Annotated in this window: 14 protein-coding genes; 7 read left to right on the top strand and 7 right to left on the bottom strand. The window is 72.3% G+C overall.

The features are described from left to right. Nucleotides 1-33: 33 nt before the first annotated feature. Nucleotides 34-825: a L,D-transpeptidase family protein gene (locus OO63_RS14500; protein WP_030359319.1), complete on the top strand. Its 792-nt coding sequence runs from the start codon at nt 34-36 to the stop codon at nt 823-825. Between the two features lie 64 nt (nt 826-889). Here the strand turns inward: OO63_RS14500 and OO63_RS14495 are convergent, their stop codons facing one another. From OO63_RS14495 to OO63_RS14480, 4 genes are all read right to left on the bottom strand, one after another. After that, the gene (locus tag OO63_RS14495; RefSeq protein ID WP_030359320.1) at nt 890-2,362 is read right to left on the bottom strand and encodes a Gfo/Idh/MocA family protein; all 1,473 of its coding nucleotides are present in this window, start codon (nt 2,360-2,362) and stop codon (nt 890-892) included. A 117-nt stretch (nt 2,363-2,479) separates the two neighbouring features. Then, entirely contained in the window at nt 2,480-2,773 is a 294-nt protein-coding gene (locus OO63_RS14490; protein WP_030359321.1) for a hypothetical protein, read from the bottom strand. A 316-nt stretch (nt 2,774-3,089) separates the two neighbouring features. Further along, nucleotides 3,090-6,044 (bottom strand): FAD-binding and (Fe-S)-binding domain-containing protein, encoded by a 2,955-nt coding sequence (locus tag OO63_RS14485; protein ID WP_030359322.1) that lies wholly within the window; start codon nt 6,042-6,044, stop codon nt 3,090-3,092. Nucleotides 6,045-6,104: 60 nt separating this feature from the next. Further along, nucleotides 6,105-6,548, bottom strand: coding sequence for a MarR family winged helix-turn-helix transcriptional regulator (locus tag OO63_RS14480; RefSeq protein ID WP_030359323.1), 444 nt, complete (start codon nt 6,546-6,548; stop codon nt 6,105-6,107). A 171-nt stretch (nt 6,549-6,719) separates the two neighbouring features. On the opposite strand from OO63_RS14480, the gene OO63_RS14475 reads away from it, so the two are divergent. From OO63_RS14475 to OO63_RS14450, 6 genes are all read left to right on the top strand, one after another. Continuing rightward, nucleotides 6,720-8,528 carry an ABC transporter ATP-binding protein gene (locus OO63_RS14475; RefSeq protein WP_030359324.1) on the top strand — a complete coding sequence of 603 codons (1,809 nt, stop codon included), beginning with the start codon at nt 6,720-6,722 and terminating at the stop codon, nt 8,526-8,528. 65 nt (nt 8,529-8,593) lie between these two features. Further along, nucleotides 8,594-9,430 carry an endolytic transglycosylase MltG gene (gene mltG, locus OO63_RS14470; protein WP_030359325.1) on the top strand — a complete coding sequence of 279 codons (837 nt, stop codon included), beginning with the start codon at nt 8,594-8,596 and terminating at the stop codon, nt 9,428-9,430. A gap of 279 nt (nt 9,431-9,709) precedes the next feature. Further along, complete coding sequence (locus OO63_RS14465) at nt 9,710-11,035, top strand: S8 family peptidase (protein WP_234311219.1); 1,326 nt, start codon at nt 9,710-9,712, stop codon at nt 11,033-11,035. A 409-nt stretch (nt 11,036-11,444) separates the two neighbouring features. Further along, a complete protein-coding gene (locus OO63_RS14460) occupies nt 11,445-12,350 on the top strand; it encodes a helix-turn-helix domain-containing protein (protein WP_051810861.1) in 906 nt (301 codons plus the stop codon). After that, nucleotides 12,334-13,194 carry a hypothetical protein gene (locus OO63_RS14455; protein ID WP_051810860.1) on the top strand — a complete coding sequence of 287 codons (861 nt, stop codon included), beginning with the start codon at nt 12,334-12,336 and terminating at the stop codon, nt 13,192-13,194. The genes OO63_RS14460 and OO63_RS14455 overlap by 17 nt, the downstream gene beginning before the upstream one ends. 142 nt (nt 13,195-13,336) lie before the next feature. Further along, a complete protein-coding gene (locus OO63_RS14450; protein WP_267885477.1) occupies nt 13,337-14,866 on the top strand; it encodes an MFS transporter in 1,530 nt (509 codons plus the stop codon). Between the two features lie 66 nt (nt 14,867-14,932). Here OO63_RS14450 and OO63_RS14445 read toward each other — a convergent pair whose 3' ends face one another. From OO63_RS14445 to OO63_RS14435, 3 genes are all read right to left on the bottom strand, one after another. Next, complete coding sequence (locus tag OO63_RS14445; protein ID WP_030359330.1) at nt 14,933-16,030, bottom strand: FAD-dependent oxidoreductase; 1,098 nt, start codon at nt 16,028-16,030, stop codon at nt 14,933-14,935. A gap of 80 nt (nt 16,031-16,110) precedes the next feature. After that, nucleotides 16,111-17,319 (bottom strand): LLM class flavin-dependent oxidoreductase, encoded by a 1,209-nt coding sequence (locus tag OO63_RS14440; RefSeq protein WP_030359331.1) that lies wholly within the window; start codon nt 17,317-17,319, stop codon nt 16,111-16,113. Between the two features lie 2 nt (nt 17,320-17,321). After that, nucleotides 17,322-18,395 (bottom strand): ABC transporter substrate-binding protein, encoded by a 1,074-nt coding sequence (locus tag OO63_RS14435; protein ID WP_030359332.1) that lies wholly within the window; start codon nt 18,393-18,395, stop codon nt 17,322-17,324. Nucleotides 18,396-18,434 lie beyond the last annotated feature (39 nt).

The raw sequence follows: 18,434 nt of genomic DNA, 5'->3' as shown, positions 1-18,434 counted from the left end.
GGGGCGTGAGCGCCCGGTGCGACGATGGGGGACATGCGAATAGCTGCTCTGGTGCGAACGGCGGCCGCGGCGGCGGCGTGCTCCGTCCTGTTGACGTCCTGCGGTGGTTCGGGAGACGACGGGGACCGCGGGGACGAGGGCGCGGCCCGCAAGGAGGGGCGTACGGACGCCCGCGCGGGCGAGACCTCGCGGCGCATTCCGGACGTGGGCGACCGGCTCCAGGCGCGGATCCCGAAGAACTCCCGTCAGGTCGTGGCGGTGTACGGGGAGGGCAGGAACTCGGCGGACGCGACGGTCGTTCTCTACACGAGGACGGACGCCACGGCGGACGCGCAGAAGCCGGGCACGGGGAAGTCCGGGGCCGACGCCTCCGGTCCCACCTGGAAGAAGACCCGCAGCTGGCCCGCCCACAACGGCAAGAAGGGCTGGACTCCCGACCATCGGGAGAACGACAAGCGCAGCCCCGTCGGCGTGTTCACGCTTCATGACGCGGGCGGCGTCCTCGCCGACCCCGGCTCCCGGCTCCCGTACACCGAGTCGGCAGCCTTCCAGGCCCCGCACTACTGGCCCAAGACCCACTGGCACGACTTCGACCACGTCATCGCCATCGACTACAACCGCGTCAAGGGCACCCCGCCCAACGACCCCACGCGCCCCCAGGGACAGCGCAAGGGCGGCAGCATCTGGCTGCACATGGACCACGGCAGCGGCACGTCCGGGTGTGTGAGCCTGTCGAAGTCCGGCATGCGGTATCTGCTGCGCACCCTGGACCCGAAGCTGCGTCCGGTCGTCGTGATGGGGGACAAGGCGTCCCTGCGGGGTTGATACGAGGGGTGGGCGGAGCTGGGACGAAGGGTGGGCCCGGAGCACCCGGGCCCACCCCGCACGCTCAGGACTCCTTCGGCTTCTCCGAGTCCATCCCCGGGCGGGCCTTCTTCCACAGGCCCCGGGTGAAGTCCGGGATCGCCTGCGGAGCGCCCTTCGCCTTGATCGAGGCGTGGCTCAGCGGCACCGGAGCCGTCCACGTCGCCGCGTCGTACACGTCGAAGTCGGGCAGCAGACCGAGCCGCATGCACTGCATCAGACGGAAGATCATGATGTAGTCCATGCCGCCGTGGCCGCCGGGCGGATTGGCGTGTTCCTTCCACAGCCAGTGGTCGAACTCGGCGGCGTACTTGCCGAAGTCGCCCCACTCGTCGTTCGTGTGGTCGGGCTCGATGTAGATGCGCTCCGGGTAGTCCTCGAAGACGCCCCTGGTGCCGCCGAGGCTGTTGATGCGGCTGTAGGGGTGGGGCGTGGAGACGTCGTGCTCCAGGCGGATCACGCGGCCCTTGGCGGTCTGCACGAGGCTGATCGTGCGATCGCTCTCGATGTACGTCTCCTTCCAGCTCGGGTCGCCGGGCGGCATGTGCTCCTTGCGGTACTCGGCGAGGCCGAGCGAGGGCGTGCCGAAGCTGGATATGTGCGTGACGCGGTCGCCGCGGTTGACGTCCATGTAGTTGGCGACGGGGCCGAAGCCGTGGTTCGGGTAGAGGTCGCCGCGCAGCCGCGTGTGCCACAGGCGGCGCCACGGGCCCTCGTAGTACTTCGGGTCGAACATCAGGCCGCGCAGGTCGTGGTTGTAGGCGCCCGCGCCGTGCAGCAGGTCGCCGAACTTGCCCGCGTGCGCCATCCGCAGGACCCGCATCTCGTTCTTGCCGTAGCAGCAGTTCTCCAGCTGCATACAGTGCCGGCGGGTGCGCTCGGACAGGTCGACCAGCGCCCACAGTTCGTCGAGGCGCATCGCGACCGGACACTCCACGCCGACGTGCTTGCCGTTCAGCATCGCCGACCTGGCCATCGCGAAGTGCGTGTCCCAGGGCGTCGCCACGTACACGAAGTCGAGGTCCCCGCGCTCGCAGAGCTTCTCGTAGGCGTGGTCCCCGTTGGTGTACGTCGCCGGGGCGGGCTGGCCCGCGGCCACCACCTTCTTCGCCGCCGCGGCCGTCTTGTCCTTGACCGGGTCGCACAGGGCGACGACACGGACTCCGGGCAGGGCCAGGAACAGGTCGATCATGCTGCCGCCGCGGTTGCCGAGGCCGATGATGCCGACGCGGACCGTGGAGCGGGGCTCGAACGGCACGCCGATCATCGTCTTGCCCTTGCGGGCGGGGGCGTCGGCGGGGCTCTGGGCCGCCCCCGCGGCGGCGCCCGCGGGGGCTTCGGCGGGGGCGTCCGCGTGGGCGGTGCCGGACGCGAAGGCACCAAGGCCCAGGCCTGCTCCGGCGATGCCCGCCGTGCGGAGGACCGTGCGCCTGGAGTGACCGCCAGTGGACTCGTCGGTGGACTCTTCGGGTGCCGGTGTCGCGTTCTCGTCGTGCATCGGACCTCCGTCGTCGCGGTGCCTACCTATGGGCGGAAGACACCCTGGTGGCGGGGCGGTCGAGGCGCAAGAGACCGAAGTGGCCAGGGGGTTGGACTTTTCGACGAGTCCGTCCGGTCAGCGGGTGACGACGTTGTGCGCCGGGATGATCTGCGGCTCGCCGTCGGCGTGGCCCAGGTCGGCGAGGATCGGCTGGAGGATCTTCGAGAAGCTCTCCAGCGCCTCCTCGGACTCCCACACGTCGACGACCCGCCACCCGCCCTCGACCGGACCGGCCACGTGGGAGATCAGACCGGGTGCGGGGATGTCGCCGAGCGACGTGAACTCGCCGCCGTCGGTGAGGCGGCTGATGACGGCGTCGTAGAGCTCCTGCCCGACGCCCGGGATGTCGATGGTGACGATGATGGCCATGTGGTCCCCCCACTGGTCGCTCACTGCGTGCGGCGATCGCTCCGGACGGTGCGACGCCCTTCATGCCTACCCGACCGGTGCCCACGCGTCGACGCCTCGCGGGAGCAGGGCAGGGGGAGCTGAGGTGCGCCGGATCGTCCCGCGCCCCTGGTGAGCCCACTGCCACTTGACGTGCGCCGCACGGCGCCGTCGCCGGGACGACGGCGGAAGCGCTCACCGGAGCTAGGACCGGGAGCGGTCGTCACAGCTATGACCGGAAGCGCTCACGGGAGCTACGACCGGAAGCCACCCACCAGAGGCAGCGGCGCGAGCGGTGTCAGTCCGGGTCCGTCGGCCGCGTCGCCCGCTCCAGCTCCTGCAGCACCGAGCCGTACTCCCGGCCCGTCGCGTGCTGCATGCCCACCTCGCAGAGACGGTTCGCCGAGAGATGGGCGTCGAAGTGACGCGAGGTCACCTCGGCGGCCTCGCGGTGCGTGGCCGATTCGGTGAGTTCCTTGTGGAGCATGCCCCGGTCGCCCGCGAACGCGCAGCAGCCCGCGTCGTCCGGGACCACGACCTCGTCGGCGCAGGCCTCGGCGACGGCGGTCAGCTGGGGCTCGTCGCCCAAGTGGCGCATGGAGCAGGTGGGGTGGAGGACTGCGGAGGCCGTGGTGCGGTGGATGGTGAGACGGGGGAGGAGGTCGTCGGCGGCCCACACCACGGAGTCGACGACCGTCAGCTCCTTGTGCAGCCGGCGGTTGTCGGGCGTGAGGTACGGAACGACCTCGTGCGCGAGGCCGAGCGTGCACGACGAGGCGTCCACGACCAGGGGCAGCGCGCCGCCCGCTGTCCAGCCCCAGGCCGCCTCGACGACGCGGTTGGCCATCACGGCGTTCCCCGTCTCGTACCCCTTGGAGTGCCAGATCGTCGCGCAGCACGTCCCGGTGACGTCGTCCGGGATCCACACCGGCTTGCCCGCGCGGGCCGAGACCGCGACGACGGCCTGGGCGAGGGGGATCTCGCCGGGGCTGGCGAAGATGCGGTTCACGCACGCCGGGTAGTAGACGGCGGCAGCGCCCACGCGCGCGGTGCGCGGGAGCCGGGCGGGGGCGGCCCCGGGGATCTCCGGCAGCCATTCGGGGACGAGGTCGGGTCGGACGGCTCTGCGGGCGGACCGGGTGACGGCGCCCAGGAGCCGGTCGCCACGGCCGCCCCCGAGCCGGGCGCCGATCCGGTCGGCGGCGGCCACCGCGAGCCGGGCGGACGCCTCGACCAGACGGAAGTTCCGTGCGGCCAGCGCGGCCGCCCTCTCCTCGCGCGGGGAGTGCCGGGCGCGGCGGAAGTCCTTCATCAGGGCGCCCGTGTCGATGCCGACCGGGCAGGCCAGCTTGCACGTGGAGTCGCCCGCGCAGGTGTCCACGGCGTCGTAGCCGTACGCCTCCACCAGGCCGTCCTCGACCGGTGAGCCCGGCTCCTGGCGCAGCATCTCGCGGCGCAGCACGATGCGTTGGCGGGGCGTGGTCGTCAGGTCCTCGCTGGGGCAGGTCGGTTCGCAGAAGCCGCACTCGATGCACGGGTCGGCGAGCAGCTCGATCGCCGGGATCGTCTTGAGACCCCGGAGGTGGGCCCGCGGGTCGCGGTCGAGGACGACACGGGGCGCGAGCACGCCGTCCGGGTCGATGACGCGCTTCGTGCGCCACATCAGCTCCGTCGCCTTCGGACCCCATTCGAGCTCAAGGAACGGCGCGATGTTGCGGCCCGTGGCGTGCTCGGCCTTCAGCGAGCCGTCGAACCGCTCGACGGTGAGGTGGCAGAACGCGTCCATGAACGCGGCGTAGCGCTCCACGTCGGCGGGCCTGGCCGCGTCGAAGGCGAGCAGGAAGTGCAGGTTGCCGTGCGCGGCGTGGCCGGCGACGGCCGCGTCGAAGCCGTGCCGGGTCTGGAGTTCGAGCAGGCTCTGGCAGGCGTCCGCGAGGCGCGAAGGAGGGACGGCGAAGTCCTCCGTGATCAGCGTCGTGCCCGCGGGCCGGGAGCCGCCGACGGCCGTCACGAACGCCTTGCGGGCCTTCCAGTAGCCCGCGATCGTCTTGGCGTCACGGGTGAAGCCGTTCGTCACGGACGCCACCGGCGCCACGAGGGTGAGGTCGTCGAGGACCCGCGCGGCCGCCGCCTCGTACGCCTCCTGCCGGGCCTCGTCCGGTGCGCGGAACTCCACCAGGAGCGCGGCGGTGTCCTTCGGAAGGCGTGCCCAGTCGGCCGGGACTCCCTGGACGCTGACCGACGCGCGCAGGGTGTTGCCGTCCATCAGCTCCACGGCCAGGGCGCCCGCCTCGTTGAAGCGCGGCACGGCGGCAGCGGCGGCGGGCAGGGACGGGAAGAAGAGCAGCGCGGTCGACACGCGCTGGTCCAGGGGCAGCGTGTCGAAGACGACTTCGGAGATGAAGCCGAAGGTGCCCTCGGAGCCGACCATCAGGCCGCGCAGGATCTCCACGGGCGTGCTGCCGTCGAGGAACGCGTCCAGGCGGTAGCCGTTCGTGTTCTTGATCTCGTACTTCGCGCGGATGCGGGCCGTGAGCTCCGGGTCCGCCTCGATCTCGCGCTTGAGCTCCAGGAGGCCCGCGCACAGGGCGGGCTCGGCGTGCGCGAGCCGGTCGTCGGCGTCCGGCTCGGCGGTGTCGACGACCGTGCCCGAGGGCAGCACGAACGTCAGGGAGGCCACGGTGCGGTACGCGTTGCGGGTGGTGCCCGCCGTCATCCCGGAGGCGTTGTTCGCGACGACGCCGCCGACGGTGCAGGCGATGGCGCTGGCCGGGTCCGGGCCGAGCACCCGCCCGTGCCGGGCGAGGGTGGCGTTGGCGCGCGCGATGGTCGTGCCGGGGCCGATCCGCGCGCGTGAACCGTCCCCGATGACCTCGACGCCCACCCAGTGCCTGCGTACGTCGACGAGGATGTCCTCGCCCTGCGCCTGGCCGTTGAGGGAGGTCCCGGCGGCGCGGAAGACGACCTCGCGGCTCCGGCCGTGCGCATAGGACAGGACGGCCGAGACGTCGTCGATGTCCTCGGCGACGACCACGACCTGCGGCACGAAGCGGTAGGGGCTCGCGTCGGACGCGTACCGGACCAGGTCCGACACCTTCGTCAGGACCTTGTCGGCGCCGAGGATCGCGGTGAGGTCGGCGCGCAGCGGTTCGGGGGTGCCGCCCGCCCGGCTCTCCGGGACCCGGTCGGGGGACGGCGCGCGGCCGTCCGGGGCGGGGCGCAGTGCGTCGGGGTCGGGCTCCAGCAGGGGCATGGCCTCTCCTCGGCAGATCGGCTGCGGTTCCTCGCGGCCTCGCCGCGGACCCCGGCGGGGTCAGCAGCGGTGCCGCTCCGGCACGTCGAACAGGGCGTCGAGCAGGCCGCCCAGCTGCTCGCGCTGAGCGGCGTCCAACGGAGCCAGGATGTCCTCCGCGGCGGCCCGGCGCGCGCCGCGCAGCCGTCCCAGGGCCTTGAGCCCGCCGTCGGTCAGCTCGATGCGGATGACTCGGCGGTTCGTGGGGTCGGGGACGCGGCGCACCATGTCGGACGCCTCCAGGCCGTCGACCAGGCTGGTCACGGCGCGCGGCACCACTTCCAGGCGCTCCGCGAGGTCGGCCATGCGGGGCGGCTGTTCGTAGTGCGCGAGGGTGCGCAGGAGGCGGGACTGCGCCGGTGTGACGCCGATGGGCTCCAGATGGCGCTTCTGGATGCGGTGCAGCCGACGGGTGAGCCGCAGCAGCTGCTCGGCCAGCAGTCCGTCGGGGTCCGGGGTGCTCATGGGCGGAAGTCCGGGGTGCTCATGCCAGGAATATTATCAGGACCTGTTTCATTGTGAGTATAGGTAACAATGAGCTACGCTCTCATGGTCATCGTCGGTGCGCTGTCGACGTCGGCGCGGATGCGCCGCCGCCCCCGCGCGCCGCCCTCAAGCGCCCTCCCGTAGGAGCCCATGCGTCACGACGATCCCCTGTGGAAACCCCCGACCGATGATTCCGGCGCCGCGGAAGAACCGCGCCAGCTGCGCCGGATCCTGCGTCTCTTCCGTCCCTACCGCGCCCGCCTCGCGGTCGTCGGCCTGCTGGTCGCCGCCGCTTCGCTGGTGTCCGTCGCCACCCCCTTCCTCCTGAAGGAGATCCTCGACACCGCGATCCCCGAGGGCCGCACGGGCCTGCTGAGCCTGCTGGCGCTCGGCATGATCCTCAGCGCGGTCGTCACCAGCGTGTTCGGGGTCCTGCAGACTCTGATCTCCACGACCGTCGGCCAGCAGGTCATGCACGACCTGCGCACCGCCGTGTACGGCCGCCTCCAGCGCATGTCGCTCGCCTTCTTCACCCGCACCCGCACGGGCGAGGTCCAGTCCCGCATCGCCAACGACATCGGCGGCATGCAGGCGACGGTCACGTCCACGGCGACGTCCCTGGTGTCGAACCTGACGAGTGTCATCGCGACCGTCGTCGCCATGCTCGCCCTGGACTGGCGCCTGACGGTCGTCTCCCTCCTGCTGCTCCCGGTGTTCGTCTGGATCAGCCGCCGGGTCGGCCGCGAGCGCAAGAAGATAGCGACCGAACGGCAGAAGCAGATGGCCGTCATGGCCGCCACGGTCACCGAGTCGCTGTCCGTCAGCGGCATCCTGCTCGGCCGCACGATGGGCCGCGCCGACTCGCTGACCCGCTCCTTCGAGGAGGAGTCCCGGCAGCTCGTCGACCTCGAGGTCCGCTCGAACATGGCCGGACGCTGGCGGATGGCCGTGATCACGATCGTGATGGCCGCCATGCCCGCCGTCATCTACTGGAGCGCGGGCCTCGCCTTCCAGTTCGGCGGCCCCACCGTCTCGATCGGCACCCTCGTCGCTTTCGTCTCGCTCCAGCAGGGCCTGTTCCGGCCGGCCGTGAGCCTGCTGTCGACCGGCGTGCAGATCCAGACGTCCCTGGCCCTGTTCCAGCGCATCTTCGAGTACCTGGACCTGCCCATCGACATCACCGAGCGCGACGACGCGATCCGCCTGGAGACGGTCAAGGGCGAGGTCCGGTTCGAGAACGTCTCGTTCCGCTACGACGGCCAGGGCGCCGCGCTCCTCGACGGCATCGACCTCACGATCCCCGCGGGCGGCAGCCTCGCGGTCGTGGGGCCGACGGGATCGGGCAAGTCCACCCTGAGCCACCTGGTGCCCCGTCTGTACGACGTGACCGGCGGCCGCGTCACGCTCGACGGCGTCGACGTGCGCGACCTGGACTTCGACACGCTCGCCCGCGCGGTCGGCGTCGTCTCCCAGGAGGCGTATCTCTTCCACGCCTCGGTCGCGGAGAACCTGCGCTTCGCCAAGCCGGACGCCACCGACGAGGAGCTGCACGACGCCGCGCGGGCCGCCCAGATCCACGACCACATCGCCTCCCTGCCCGACGGGTACGACACCGTCGTCGGGGAGCGCGGCCACCGCTTCTCCGGCGGCGAGAAGCAGCGCCTCGCCATCGCCCGCACGATCCTGCGCGACCCGCCCGTCCTCATCCTCGATGAGGCGACCAGCGCGCTCGACACCCGCACTGAGCACGCCGTGCAGCAGGCCATCGACGCCCTGTCCGCCAACCGGACGACGCTGACGATCGCCCACCGCCTGTCGACCGTCCGCGACGCCGACCAGATCGTGGTCCTCGACTCCGGCCGCATGGCCGAGCGCGGCACCCACGGCGAGCTGCTCGACCGGGGCGGCCGCTATGCCGCGCTGGTGCGCCGGGACGCCCGACTGGAGCCGGTGACATGAGGCAGTGGGGCGAGCTGGGCTCAAAAATGCAGCAAATATGAGGAATGTCGGGTTAGCGTGCCCGCATGCACAACACGACCCCCCGACGGGGCCTGAAGCGGGGCGCGATCCGGCTGACACGCCGGGGCCGGATCGCACTGATCGCCATCGGTACCGCGGCGGCGGCCACCGCCGTGGCGGTGCCGCTCCTGCTGCCCGAGGAAGAACCCCGGCCCAAGACGCTCACCATCCCCGAGGGCTGGCGCTCCGTCCAGGTGTACGAGGCCGTCGACAAGGCCCTTGACGTGCCGGCCGGCACGACGAAGCAGGCCGTGTCGAAGACCGACCTCAAGCTCCCGGGCGACGCGGGCGGCAACCCCGAGGGCTACCTCTTCCCCGCGACGTATCCCCTCAGCTCCCAGTCGACGCCCGCCTCCGTCCTGTCGTACATGGTCAACACCGCGAACAAGAAGTTCAGCGGCGGCCATGTCACCGCCGGGGCCGACCGGAACGCGGTGAACGTCTACCAGACCGTCACCATCGCGAGCATGGTCGAGGCCGAGGCGGACAACCCGGCGGACATGGGCAAGGTCGCCCGCGTCATCTACAACCGCCTCGACCGGGGCATGCCGCTCCAGATGGACTCCACCATCAACTACGCCCTGAACCGCTCCACCCTCAGGACCACCAGCCGCGACACGAAGATCGGCAGCCCCTACAACACCTACGCACGCATGGGCCTGCCGCCCACCCCCATCGCCAACCCCGGCGAGGCCGCCATGCGTGCCGCGACCAGCCCGACGCAGGGGGACTGGCTGTACTTCGTGACGGTGAAGCCCGGGGACACGCGGTTCACCGCGAACTACGAGGAGCAGCAGCGGAACGTGGCGGAGTTCAACCGGAACAGACAGCCGGCCGCCTGAGCAACGGGCTTGTGCCGTCCGGAGCTTGTGCCGCCGCAAGGCGGCGCGAGACGCTGGCGTGCGCTCCGCGCCGTACCGCAGGCACCCCCTGCGCCCCGCCGAACCACAGGCACCGTACGCCCGGCGCGCGACACGCAATGCACCGCACATGATCCGACCCATCCATGGTCCATGAAAGGTTCAGGTGCACCGCAGATGAGAACGTCCATACGTCGTCCGAGAGGGTCCTTGCGCCGAGGGTCCTTACGCCGTCGCCCGGCAGCGCTTGTGCTGCCCGGCGTGCTGCTCGCCGCAGGTCTACAGCTCGGCGCCGGTCCCGCCGCGCAGGCCGAGTCCGACGCCCGGGCCACGCCCGCCACCGAGGCGGGGAGCGCCGACCGCACGGCCCCCGAAGGGAAGTTACGGCTGGCCGGCGCCGGTGAGACCGCCGTTCCGGACAGCTGGATCGTCGTCCTGAGACAGCCCGCGGGCGCAGGGCCCGCCTCCGCCGATGTGCCCGCCGTGGCCCGCGACCTCGTCGGACGCGCCGAGGGGGCGCGCGTCGGGCATGTGTACCGGGCCGCGCTGCACGGCTTCTCCGCGCGGATGAGCCACGCGCAGGCGGCCCGCACGGCCACCGACCCCCGCGTCGCGTACGTCCGTCAGGACACCCGCGTGCGGATCGCCGCGGCACCGATACGCAAGGCACCGGCGCACAAGGCACCGACACGCAAGGCACCGGCGCACAAGGCACCGGCGCACCGCGTGGCCACCGACCACACGCAGCCCAACGCCCCCTGGGGCCTCGACCGCATCGACCAGCGGCGGCTGCCGCTCTCCACGACGTACACGTACCGGACCACCGCGCCGGACGTCAGCGTGTACGTGATCGACACCGGACTGCGCACCACGCACACGGAGTTCGGCGGCCGGGCCTCGGTCGGGATCGACACCGTGAACGACGGGCAGAACGGCAACGACTGCCATGGCCACGGCACACACGTCGGCGGCGTCGCCGCAGGCGCCACCTACGGGGTGGCCAAACAGGCCAAGCTCGTGGCGGTGCGCGTCCTCAACTGCCAGGGCTCCGGGACGACTTCGGGAGTCGTCGCGGGCGTCGAGTGGGTGACGGCCAAGGCGGCGAGGCCCGCCGTGGCGAACATGAGCCTGGGCGGCGGGACGAGCGACGTCCTGGACCGCGCGGTGCGCAACTCCATCCGCTCCGGCGTGACCTACGCCGTCTCGGCGGGCAGCGCCGGACAGCCGGGCGGCGCCTGCTCCACCTCGCCCGCGCGGGTCCCCGAGGCGATCACCGTCGCAGGCAGCGACCGCTCCGACCGTGTGATGTCCTCCTCCAACACCGGCAAGTGCGTGTCCCTGTTCGCCCCCGGCGCGCAGATCCCCTCGGCCTGGAAGGACAGCGACGCCGCCACGGCCACCCTCAGCGGTACGTCGATGGCGACGGCGCACGCCACCGGGGCCGCCGCGCTGCACCTGGGGTTCCGGCCCGGTGACACCGCGGCGCAGGTGAAGCAGGGCCTGGTCGACAACGCCACCACCGGAGTGCTCCAGGGCCCGACGCCGGTCGTGCCCGACAAGCTCCTCTACACGCTCTACCTGCCCTGACCGAACCCTTGTTGTCCCGGCCTCGCGTCCCGGCGGGTGCGGCGGCGCTCCTCGGCGCCGCCGCGCTCGGCAGGCCCCGGCGAGCGGTTTCCGAGGGCCGGTCAGAGGGCTCGCGTTGCTGACATCTGGTCAGTAACTGACCTGGCCCTGAATCGATTTGAGTCAGCATGCGTCACTGATTGTTCCCCGATCGCCAGTTTCAGTCGCCGAAGCCGCGCGAAGGTTCCATGCTGGGCTCCCGGTTCCTGGCACGAGGGCGTCCGAGGGCGTCCGAGGGGTCGGCTCCGGACTCGGACACATCTCGAACGCATATGAGGAGCCTGATGTACAGGCGAGACAGGAAAGACCCAGTCGGCGGGCACGACGAGCTGGGCCCACCACCGGCCGACCGGGGTGAGGAGGGCGCCGGGTGACCGGCAAGGCCATGTCGCCCGAGGACGCTCCGCGCAGCAAGCGGGGCCGCAAGCTCGGGCCGATCACGGCCGGGACGGGGCGCGCGCACCGCGCCTGGCTGGAGCCGCTGCGCGGGTCCTACCAGGCCAGCGGCCTGACCATCGGCCAGTTGGAACGCGAGACGGGCTGGTCCCGCTCGAAGATATCCGAGCTGCTGCGCGCCGCGGGCCGCTACCCGCGCTGGGAGTTCACGCGCAGCCTGCTCACCGCGCTGCACTGGCCCGCCCCTTCGATGGCGGACATGCGCGCGCTCTGGGCCCTGGCCGCCCGCGAGGCCAACAAGCGAACCATCTGGATCAACAGCTGCCTGCAGGGGGACGGCCTGTCCGCCGACGACCGCCTTCCCGTGCACTTCTCCGCGTTCCAGGACCTCTACCGCGACGCCTACACCGGCTACGCGCACACGTTCCTGCGCCGCCGCGCCGAGGCGCGCCGGGCGGTGGGCGACGTCTTCATCCTGTTGCTCTTCCTCTGGGACGAGGCGCTCGCCAGCGACAACCCGGAGCGGTTCGCCTGGCAGATCCTGCGCCAGACCGTCATGGAGCGCACCCCGCATCCCGACAACAGCCCCGCGCTCGTGGAAGCGGCCTTCGACACCCTCGCCCTGCGTACGGCCGCCGACCCCGTCGCGCAGATCGAGGAGTCCATGTTCCTCTTCGACGGGCTGCGCAGGCTGCCGGCCGGGCAGCTCGACGTGATGGTGCTGCTGCATCTGCGCGGTCTGGACGAGACCGCTGTCGCCGCCGTCCTCGGCGTGCCGCTTGCGGCTGTGCGCTCCACCGCCCGGCACGCCCGGCGCCACCTCGACGGCCGCCTGCGCGCCGCCACCCAGGAGGGACACTCCGGTGACCGTAGCGATTGACGAACTGCTCGCCCGCGCCCGGCTCCTCGACGACACCGACACCCCCTACGACCACGTGCGCGCCGTCCGCCCTGGCGCCACCCCCGCTCACGGGCGGCTCGCGGCCACCGGCACCGGCCTGTGCGCCGCCGCCGGTCTCCCGCCGGGGTCGGTGCACGCCGTCACGCCGCTCGCGGGCCGCGGCAGGAAGGACGGTGTGGCCCGGGCCGCGGCGCGGGATCTGCAGAGCCTGTGCGAGGCCGCCGTGACCACCGCGGCGGTGACGTCGCTGAGCGACTTCCTCACCCAGAAGATGCCCAAGCCGCCGGGCGCCCGGGTTCTCGGCTGCATCCTGCAGCTGAGCGGAGAGGAGGACTCGGCCCGCTTCTGGTGGCAGTACGCGGCGGGCGCGGGCGACAGCGCTGCCTCGTACTGCCTCTATCTGCATCACCTCTCGCTCGGGGAGCGAGGTGAGGCGGCGTGGTGGCAGCAGCAGACGCCGAGTGCCGCCCTTCCGGCGCGGGCCGCGGACGAACCGGGAGGCGGCCCGGAACCGGGCTTTCCGCTCAATCATCCGCCCGTACGGACAGACCCGAGCGTGCCGACGACGCTGCGGGTCCTGAGCAGGCTGAAGGTCTCCGAACACGCGGGGCCCGGGGCCAGGCCCGCGGTGGTGGGCGCGGTCATGGACTATGTGGCGACCGCTGTCAGCTATGTCGACCCGGACATCGAACTGCCGCTGCCCGACGCCGACTTCACCGATCACATCAGCGTCCTGACGACGGGTCCCACCGGCGTCCCCCGCGCGACGGCGAGGCGCCGCCCGCTCGCCGTACGACAGCGGACGCACGCGGAGAGCGGGTGACTCGGGCTGACAAAAGGCGCATATCGATCATATGAGTGATACTTGGACGGAAACTCCCTGACAGGTAGGTACTCGGAGGGCCTCTGGCCCGGTGCGCGGAGAGCGCGCGGGGCCGGAAGGCCGCGAAGGGATGAGAGGTCCCGTGGCCCGTGACCTGGACCCCCCGGGCGCCGCCGCGGACAGCCGTCCGACGCCGGGCCGCGGCCGCTGGGCCGCGCTCGCCGTGCTGTGCGCCAGCCTGCTGCTCGTGGCGATGGACGCCACCATCCTCAATGTGGCGCTGCCGTCGCTGATCGACGACATGCGGCCGACCGCCGTCGAGCAGCTGTGGATCATCGACATCTACGGCCTGGTCCTCGGCGGCCTTCTCGTCACCTCCGGCGCGGTCAGCGACCGGCTCGGCCGCAAGCGCCTGTTTCTCACCGGCTTCGTGCTCTTCGGCCTCGCCTCGGTCGTGGCCGCGACCGCCGCGGACCCGTGGCAGCTCATCGCCGGACGCGTCCTGCTCGGCATCGGCGGCGCGATGGTCATGCCGTCGACGCTGTCGCTGATCCGCAACGTCTTCACCGACCCGCGCGAGCGCGCCCTCGCCATCGGCATCTGGGCGGCCGTCGCGGGCGCGGGGGCCGCCGTGGGCCCACTGGTCGGCGGCCTGCTCGTGGAGAGTTCCGGCTGGTCGGCGGCGTTCTGGGTGAACGTCCCGGTGGTCGTGGTGACCGTGGTCGCCGGGGTGCGGCTGCTGCCCGAGTTCCGCAGCGGCGTGAAGGGCCCGCTGGACTGGCCGGGCGCCGCGCTCTCCGTCGTCGGCGTGATCGCGCTCGCGTGGGGCATCAAGCACGTCGCCAAGGGCAGCCTCGCCGTCGGCGACCTCGCGATCCTGGCGCTCGGCATCGTGCTCCTCGTGGTGTTCGCCCGCAGACAGCTCACGCTCGACGATCCGCTGCTCGACGTCCGGCTCTTCACCAACCGGGCGTTCACCGCGGCCGCCCTCGCCACGTTCCTCGCGATGCTCGCCATCGGCGCGGCGCTCTTCCTGATGTCGCTCTGGCTCCAGTACGTCCACGGATACTCGCCGTTCGGCGCGGGCCTGCGGACACTGCCCGCCGCCGGCGCGATGCTCGCGGGGTCGCTGCTCTCGCCCCTGCTGATGGAGCGGTTCGGGGTGCGCGCCGTGATGGCCCTGGGGCTCGGCGGGCTGATCGCCGGGTTCCTGCTGCTGGCCCTGTCGGCGGAGCCCACCCCGTACGGCGTCGTCGCGGTCGTCTTCGTCGCGCTCGGCCTCGGCGACGGGCTCGCCATCGCGGCGGCCGCGTCCGTCCTGGTGTCGACGGTGCCCGCCGCGCGGGCCGGGCAGGCCGGTGCCGTGTCGGAGACGTCGTACGAACTCGGCATCGGCCTCGGTGTCGCCCTGCTCGGCTCGATCCACGGCTCCGTGTACGCCGCCCACATGGAGGGCCGGACGGCGCAGGCGCGGGAGTCCGTCGGCGGGGCCGTGGAGGCCGCGGACCGCCTGGGCGGCGCGGCGGGGGAACGGCTGATGGCCGCGGCGCGGGCGGCGTTCGAATCCGCGCTGACGACGACGGCGTACGTCAGTGCCGGGATCGTGACCGTCGTCGCGCTGCTCGTCGTGTGGCTGGTGCCGCGAGGGCTGCGGGCGAGCGGCGGACACTGAACCCGGGATTCCAGAGGCCGTCGGGAGTCCGGTCGCAGGGCCCTCCGCTCGACGACGTGTACCCCTTCACACGACCGCGGGCGCCCCCTCCAGCAGCCGCACGATCTCCCGCACCGCCGCCCGCCCCGCCCGGTTGGCGCCGATCGTGCTGGCCGAAGGGCCGTACCCGACCAGGTGCACCCGCGGGTCGGCCGCCGCGCGCGTGCCGTCCATGCGGATGCCGCCGCCCGGCTCGCGCAGCCGCAGCGGCGCCAGGTGCTCGATCGCCGCGCGGAAGCCGGTCGCCCACAGGATGACGTCGGCCTCGACGTGCCGCCCGTCGTCCCACTCGACGCCGGTCGGGGTGATCCGGTCGAACATCGGAAGGCGGTCGAGGACGCCGTCCTCGCGTGCCTTGCGCACCGCGTCGTTCACGGGAAGCCCGGTGACCGACACCACGCTCAGCGGCGGCAGGCCCTGCCGCACCCGCTCCTCGACCATCGCGACGGCGGACCGGCCCCGGTCCTCGTCGAAGGGTCCCTCGGCGAAGACGGGCGGCCGCCGCGTCACCCACCAGGTGTCGGCCGCGTACGGCGCGATCTCCATCAGGTGCTGGGTGCCGGACGCGCCGCCGCCCACGACGATCACCCGCTGACCGCGGAAGGCCTCCGGGCCCGGGTAGATCGCCGTGTGCAGCTGCCGGCCCCGGAAGGTGTCCTGCCCGGGATAGCGCGGCCAGAAGGGCCGGTCCCAGGTTCCGGTCGCGTTGATCAGGGCCCTGGCCGACCAGACGCCCGCCGAGGTCTCGACGAGGAGGCGCCCGTCCGTGCCCTCGCTGACGCGGTGGACGTCGACGGGACGCCGTACGCGCAGGTCGAACCGCAGCTCGTAGCGGTCGAAGTACTCCCCGATCACCTCCGAGGAGGGCCGGTCGGGGTCCGCGCCCGTCAGCTCCATGCCCGGCAGCGCGTGCATGCCGTGCACCTTGCCGTACGTCAGCGACGGCCACCGGAACTGCCACGCGCCGCCCGGCCGGGGCGCGTGGTCGAGGACGACGAAGTCCCGCTCCGGCTCGAACCCTCTGCGCCGCAGGTGGTAGGCGCTGGACAGACCAGCCTGACCAGCGCCTATCACCACGACGTCCACCTCGGTGACGCCCGCGTCTCGTACCCCGATGTCGTTCACGCTTCTACTAACTACGGCAGGAGCCGAGATCTTCCCCGCGCGCGAAGGCGTGCTCAGCGACTCCTGGCCACGAGACGTGCTCAGCGACCCCCGGCCACCAGGAGCGGCGCGCCGCCCGGAGCGGACGCGGGCCGCCCGTTCGCCGCCAGGACGCCGGTCAGCGGCGAGGCCGGGATGCGGGGCAGCAGCCCGCGCGCGGCGAGGTCGGGGAGCACGCCCTCGCCGAACCAGTACGCCTCCTCCAGATGCGGATAGTCGGAGAGCACGAAGTGCTCGATGCCGAGCGCGTGGTACTCCTCGATCCGGTCGGCCACCTCGGCGTGGCTGCCCACGAGGGCGGTGCCCGCGCCGCCGCGCACCAGACCGACGCCCGCCCACAGGTTGGGGGAGATCTCCAGGTCGTCGCGGGAGCCGCCGTGCAGCGCGAGCATGCGCTGCTGGCCGACCGACTCGCTGCGGCCGAGCGCCTCCTGGGCGGCGGCGACGGTGTCCGGGTCGAGGTCGTCGAGGAGCCGCGCCGCGGTGGCCCAGGCCTCGGCGGAGGAGTCCCGCGAGATGGTGTGCAGCCGGATCCCGAAGCGCACGGTGCGCCCCTCGGCCTCGGCGAGCCCCCGGATCCAGTCGATCTTCTTCTTCACCTGCTCGGGCGGCTCGCCCCAGGTGAGGTACACATCGCTGTGCCGGGCGGCGACGGGGCCCGCGGCCGCCGACGAACCGCCGAAGAAGATCTCCGGCAGCGGGTCCGGCGGCAGCGCGGTGAGCCCGCCGTCGATCCGGTAGTGCTCGCCCTCGAAGTCGTACGGGCGGCCGCTCCACACCCCGCGCACCACCGAGAGGAACTCGTCGGTGCGTGAGTAGCGGCGGTCGTGGTCCAAGTGGTCGCCGAAGCGCCGCTGTTCAGTGGAGTCCCCTCCTGTCACGACGTTCAGGAGCAGCCTGCCGCGGGTGATGCGCTGGTACGTCGCCGCCATCTGCGCCGCGAGGACCGGTGAGATCACCCCGGGCCGGAACGCCACCAGGAACTTGAGGCGCTCGGTGTGCTGGGCGAGCGCCACGGTGGTGAGCCAGGCGTCCTCGCACCAGGTGCCGGTCGGCGTGAGCACCGCCTCGAAGCCCAACTGTTCCGCGGCCTTGGCGATCTGGGCCAGATACTCGATGTCGGGGGCGCGCACGCCGCTGACCGGGGTGACGCGGGAGCGGGTGATGCCGCCGTCGGTGTAGGCGTGCCGGTCGACGAGGGTGCGGCCGTCGCCACCCGTCGGCAGGAACCAGTGGAGGTGCACGGTCATGCTCAGGACTCCTTGTACGTACGGGGCGCGGTGGTGGAGGGCGGCAGGGAGCCGTTGAACCGGGTGTCCGTGAAGTCGCCGAAGTCGATGCGGCGCGGGATCAGCTTGAGCGCGGCGAAGGCGTCGACGATCTGCTGTTGGGAGTCCACGACGTTCTTGTCGACGGCGACGAACACCCGAGTGCCGTTGGTGCGTTTGACGGCGTCGAGCGCCACCTCGTACGGAAGCCCTGTGTCCTTCGCCCAGACCTTCGCCCACGCCTCGGGGTGCTTGAAGACCCAGTCCTGGGCCTTGCGCAGCCGCTTCAGATAGTCGGCGACGGCCGCGGACTTCTTCTTGTCGTGGAGCGCGCCGGGCGCGGCCACCTGGAAGCCGAGCCCGTTGACGACGCCCTCGCCGTCGGTGAGCACCCGGGCCTTGCCGCCGCGCAGCACCTGCGAGGTGTACGGGTCCCACACCGCCCACGCGTCCACCTTGCCGGCGCTGAACGCCGCGAGCGCGTCGGCGGGCTGCAGATACTTGACGGAGACGTCCTTGAGCGTGAGCCCCGCCTTCTTGAGGGAGGCGAGCAGCTGATAGTGCGCCGACGAACCCTGCGCCACGGCCACCGACCTGCCCTTGAGGTCGGCGGTCTCGCGCAGCTCGGAGTCCTTGGGCACGGCGATCACCTCGCCGTGCGCGGTGCCGTGCGTCGCCGCGATCACGGAGATCTTCGAGCCCGCGCCCGCGGCGAACACCGGCGGGGTGTTGCCGACCGCGCCGACGTCGACGGCCTTGGCGTTCACGGCTTCGAGGAGCGGCGGACCGGACGTGAAGGTCGACCACTTGATCTTGTACGGGAGGTCGTCCAGCTCCCCGGCGGCACGCAGCACGGCCTCCGAACCGCCCTTCTGGTCACCGACGTTGAGGGTGAGCGACCCCTTTCCATCGGTGTTGCCGCCGCCGAGGCCCCCGCTGGAGGTGTGGGCGGAGGAAGCACCGGCGCAGGCGCTCAGCGTCAGGGCCAGGGGGAGGAGCAGGAGCGGGGCGAGATGCCGGGGTCGGCGTGCGCGCGGGGAGTATGGCGGGCGTGGCATGGGCGGGGGTCCGTTCTGGGAGGTCGTGGGGTGGGGGTG

Origin of the sequence: Streptomyces alboflavus (genome assembly GCF_000716675.1) — a bacterium.
Lineage (GTDB): Bacteria > Actinomycetota > Actinomycetes > Streptomycetales > Streptomycetaceae > Streptomyces > Streptomyces alboflavus.
The sequence above is the reverse complement of the archived record's forward strand: the minus strand, read 5'-3'. Positions and strand labels throughout refer to the sequence as shown.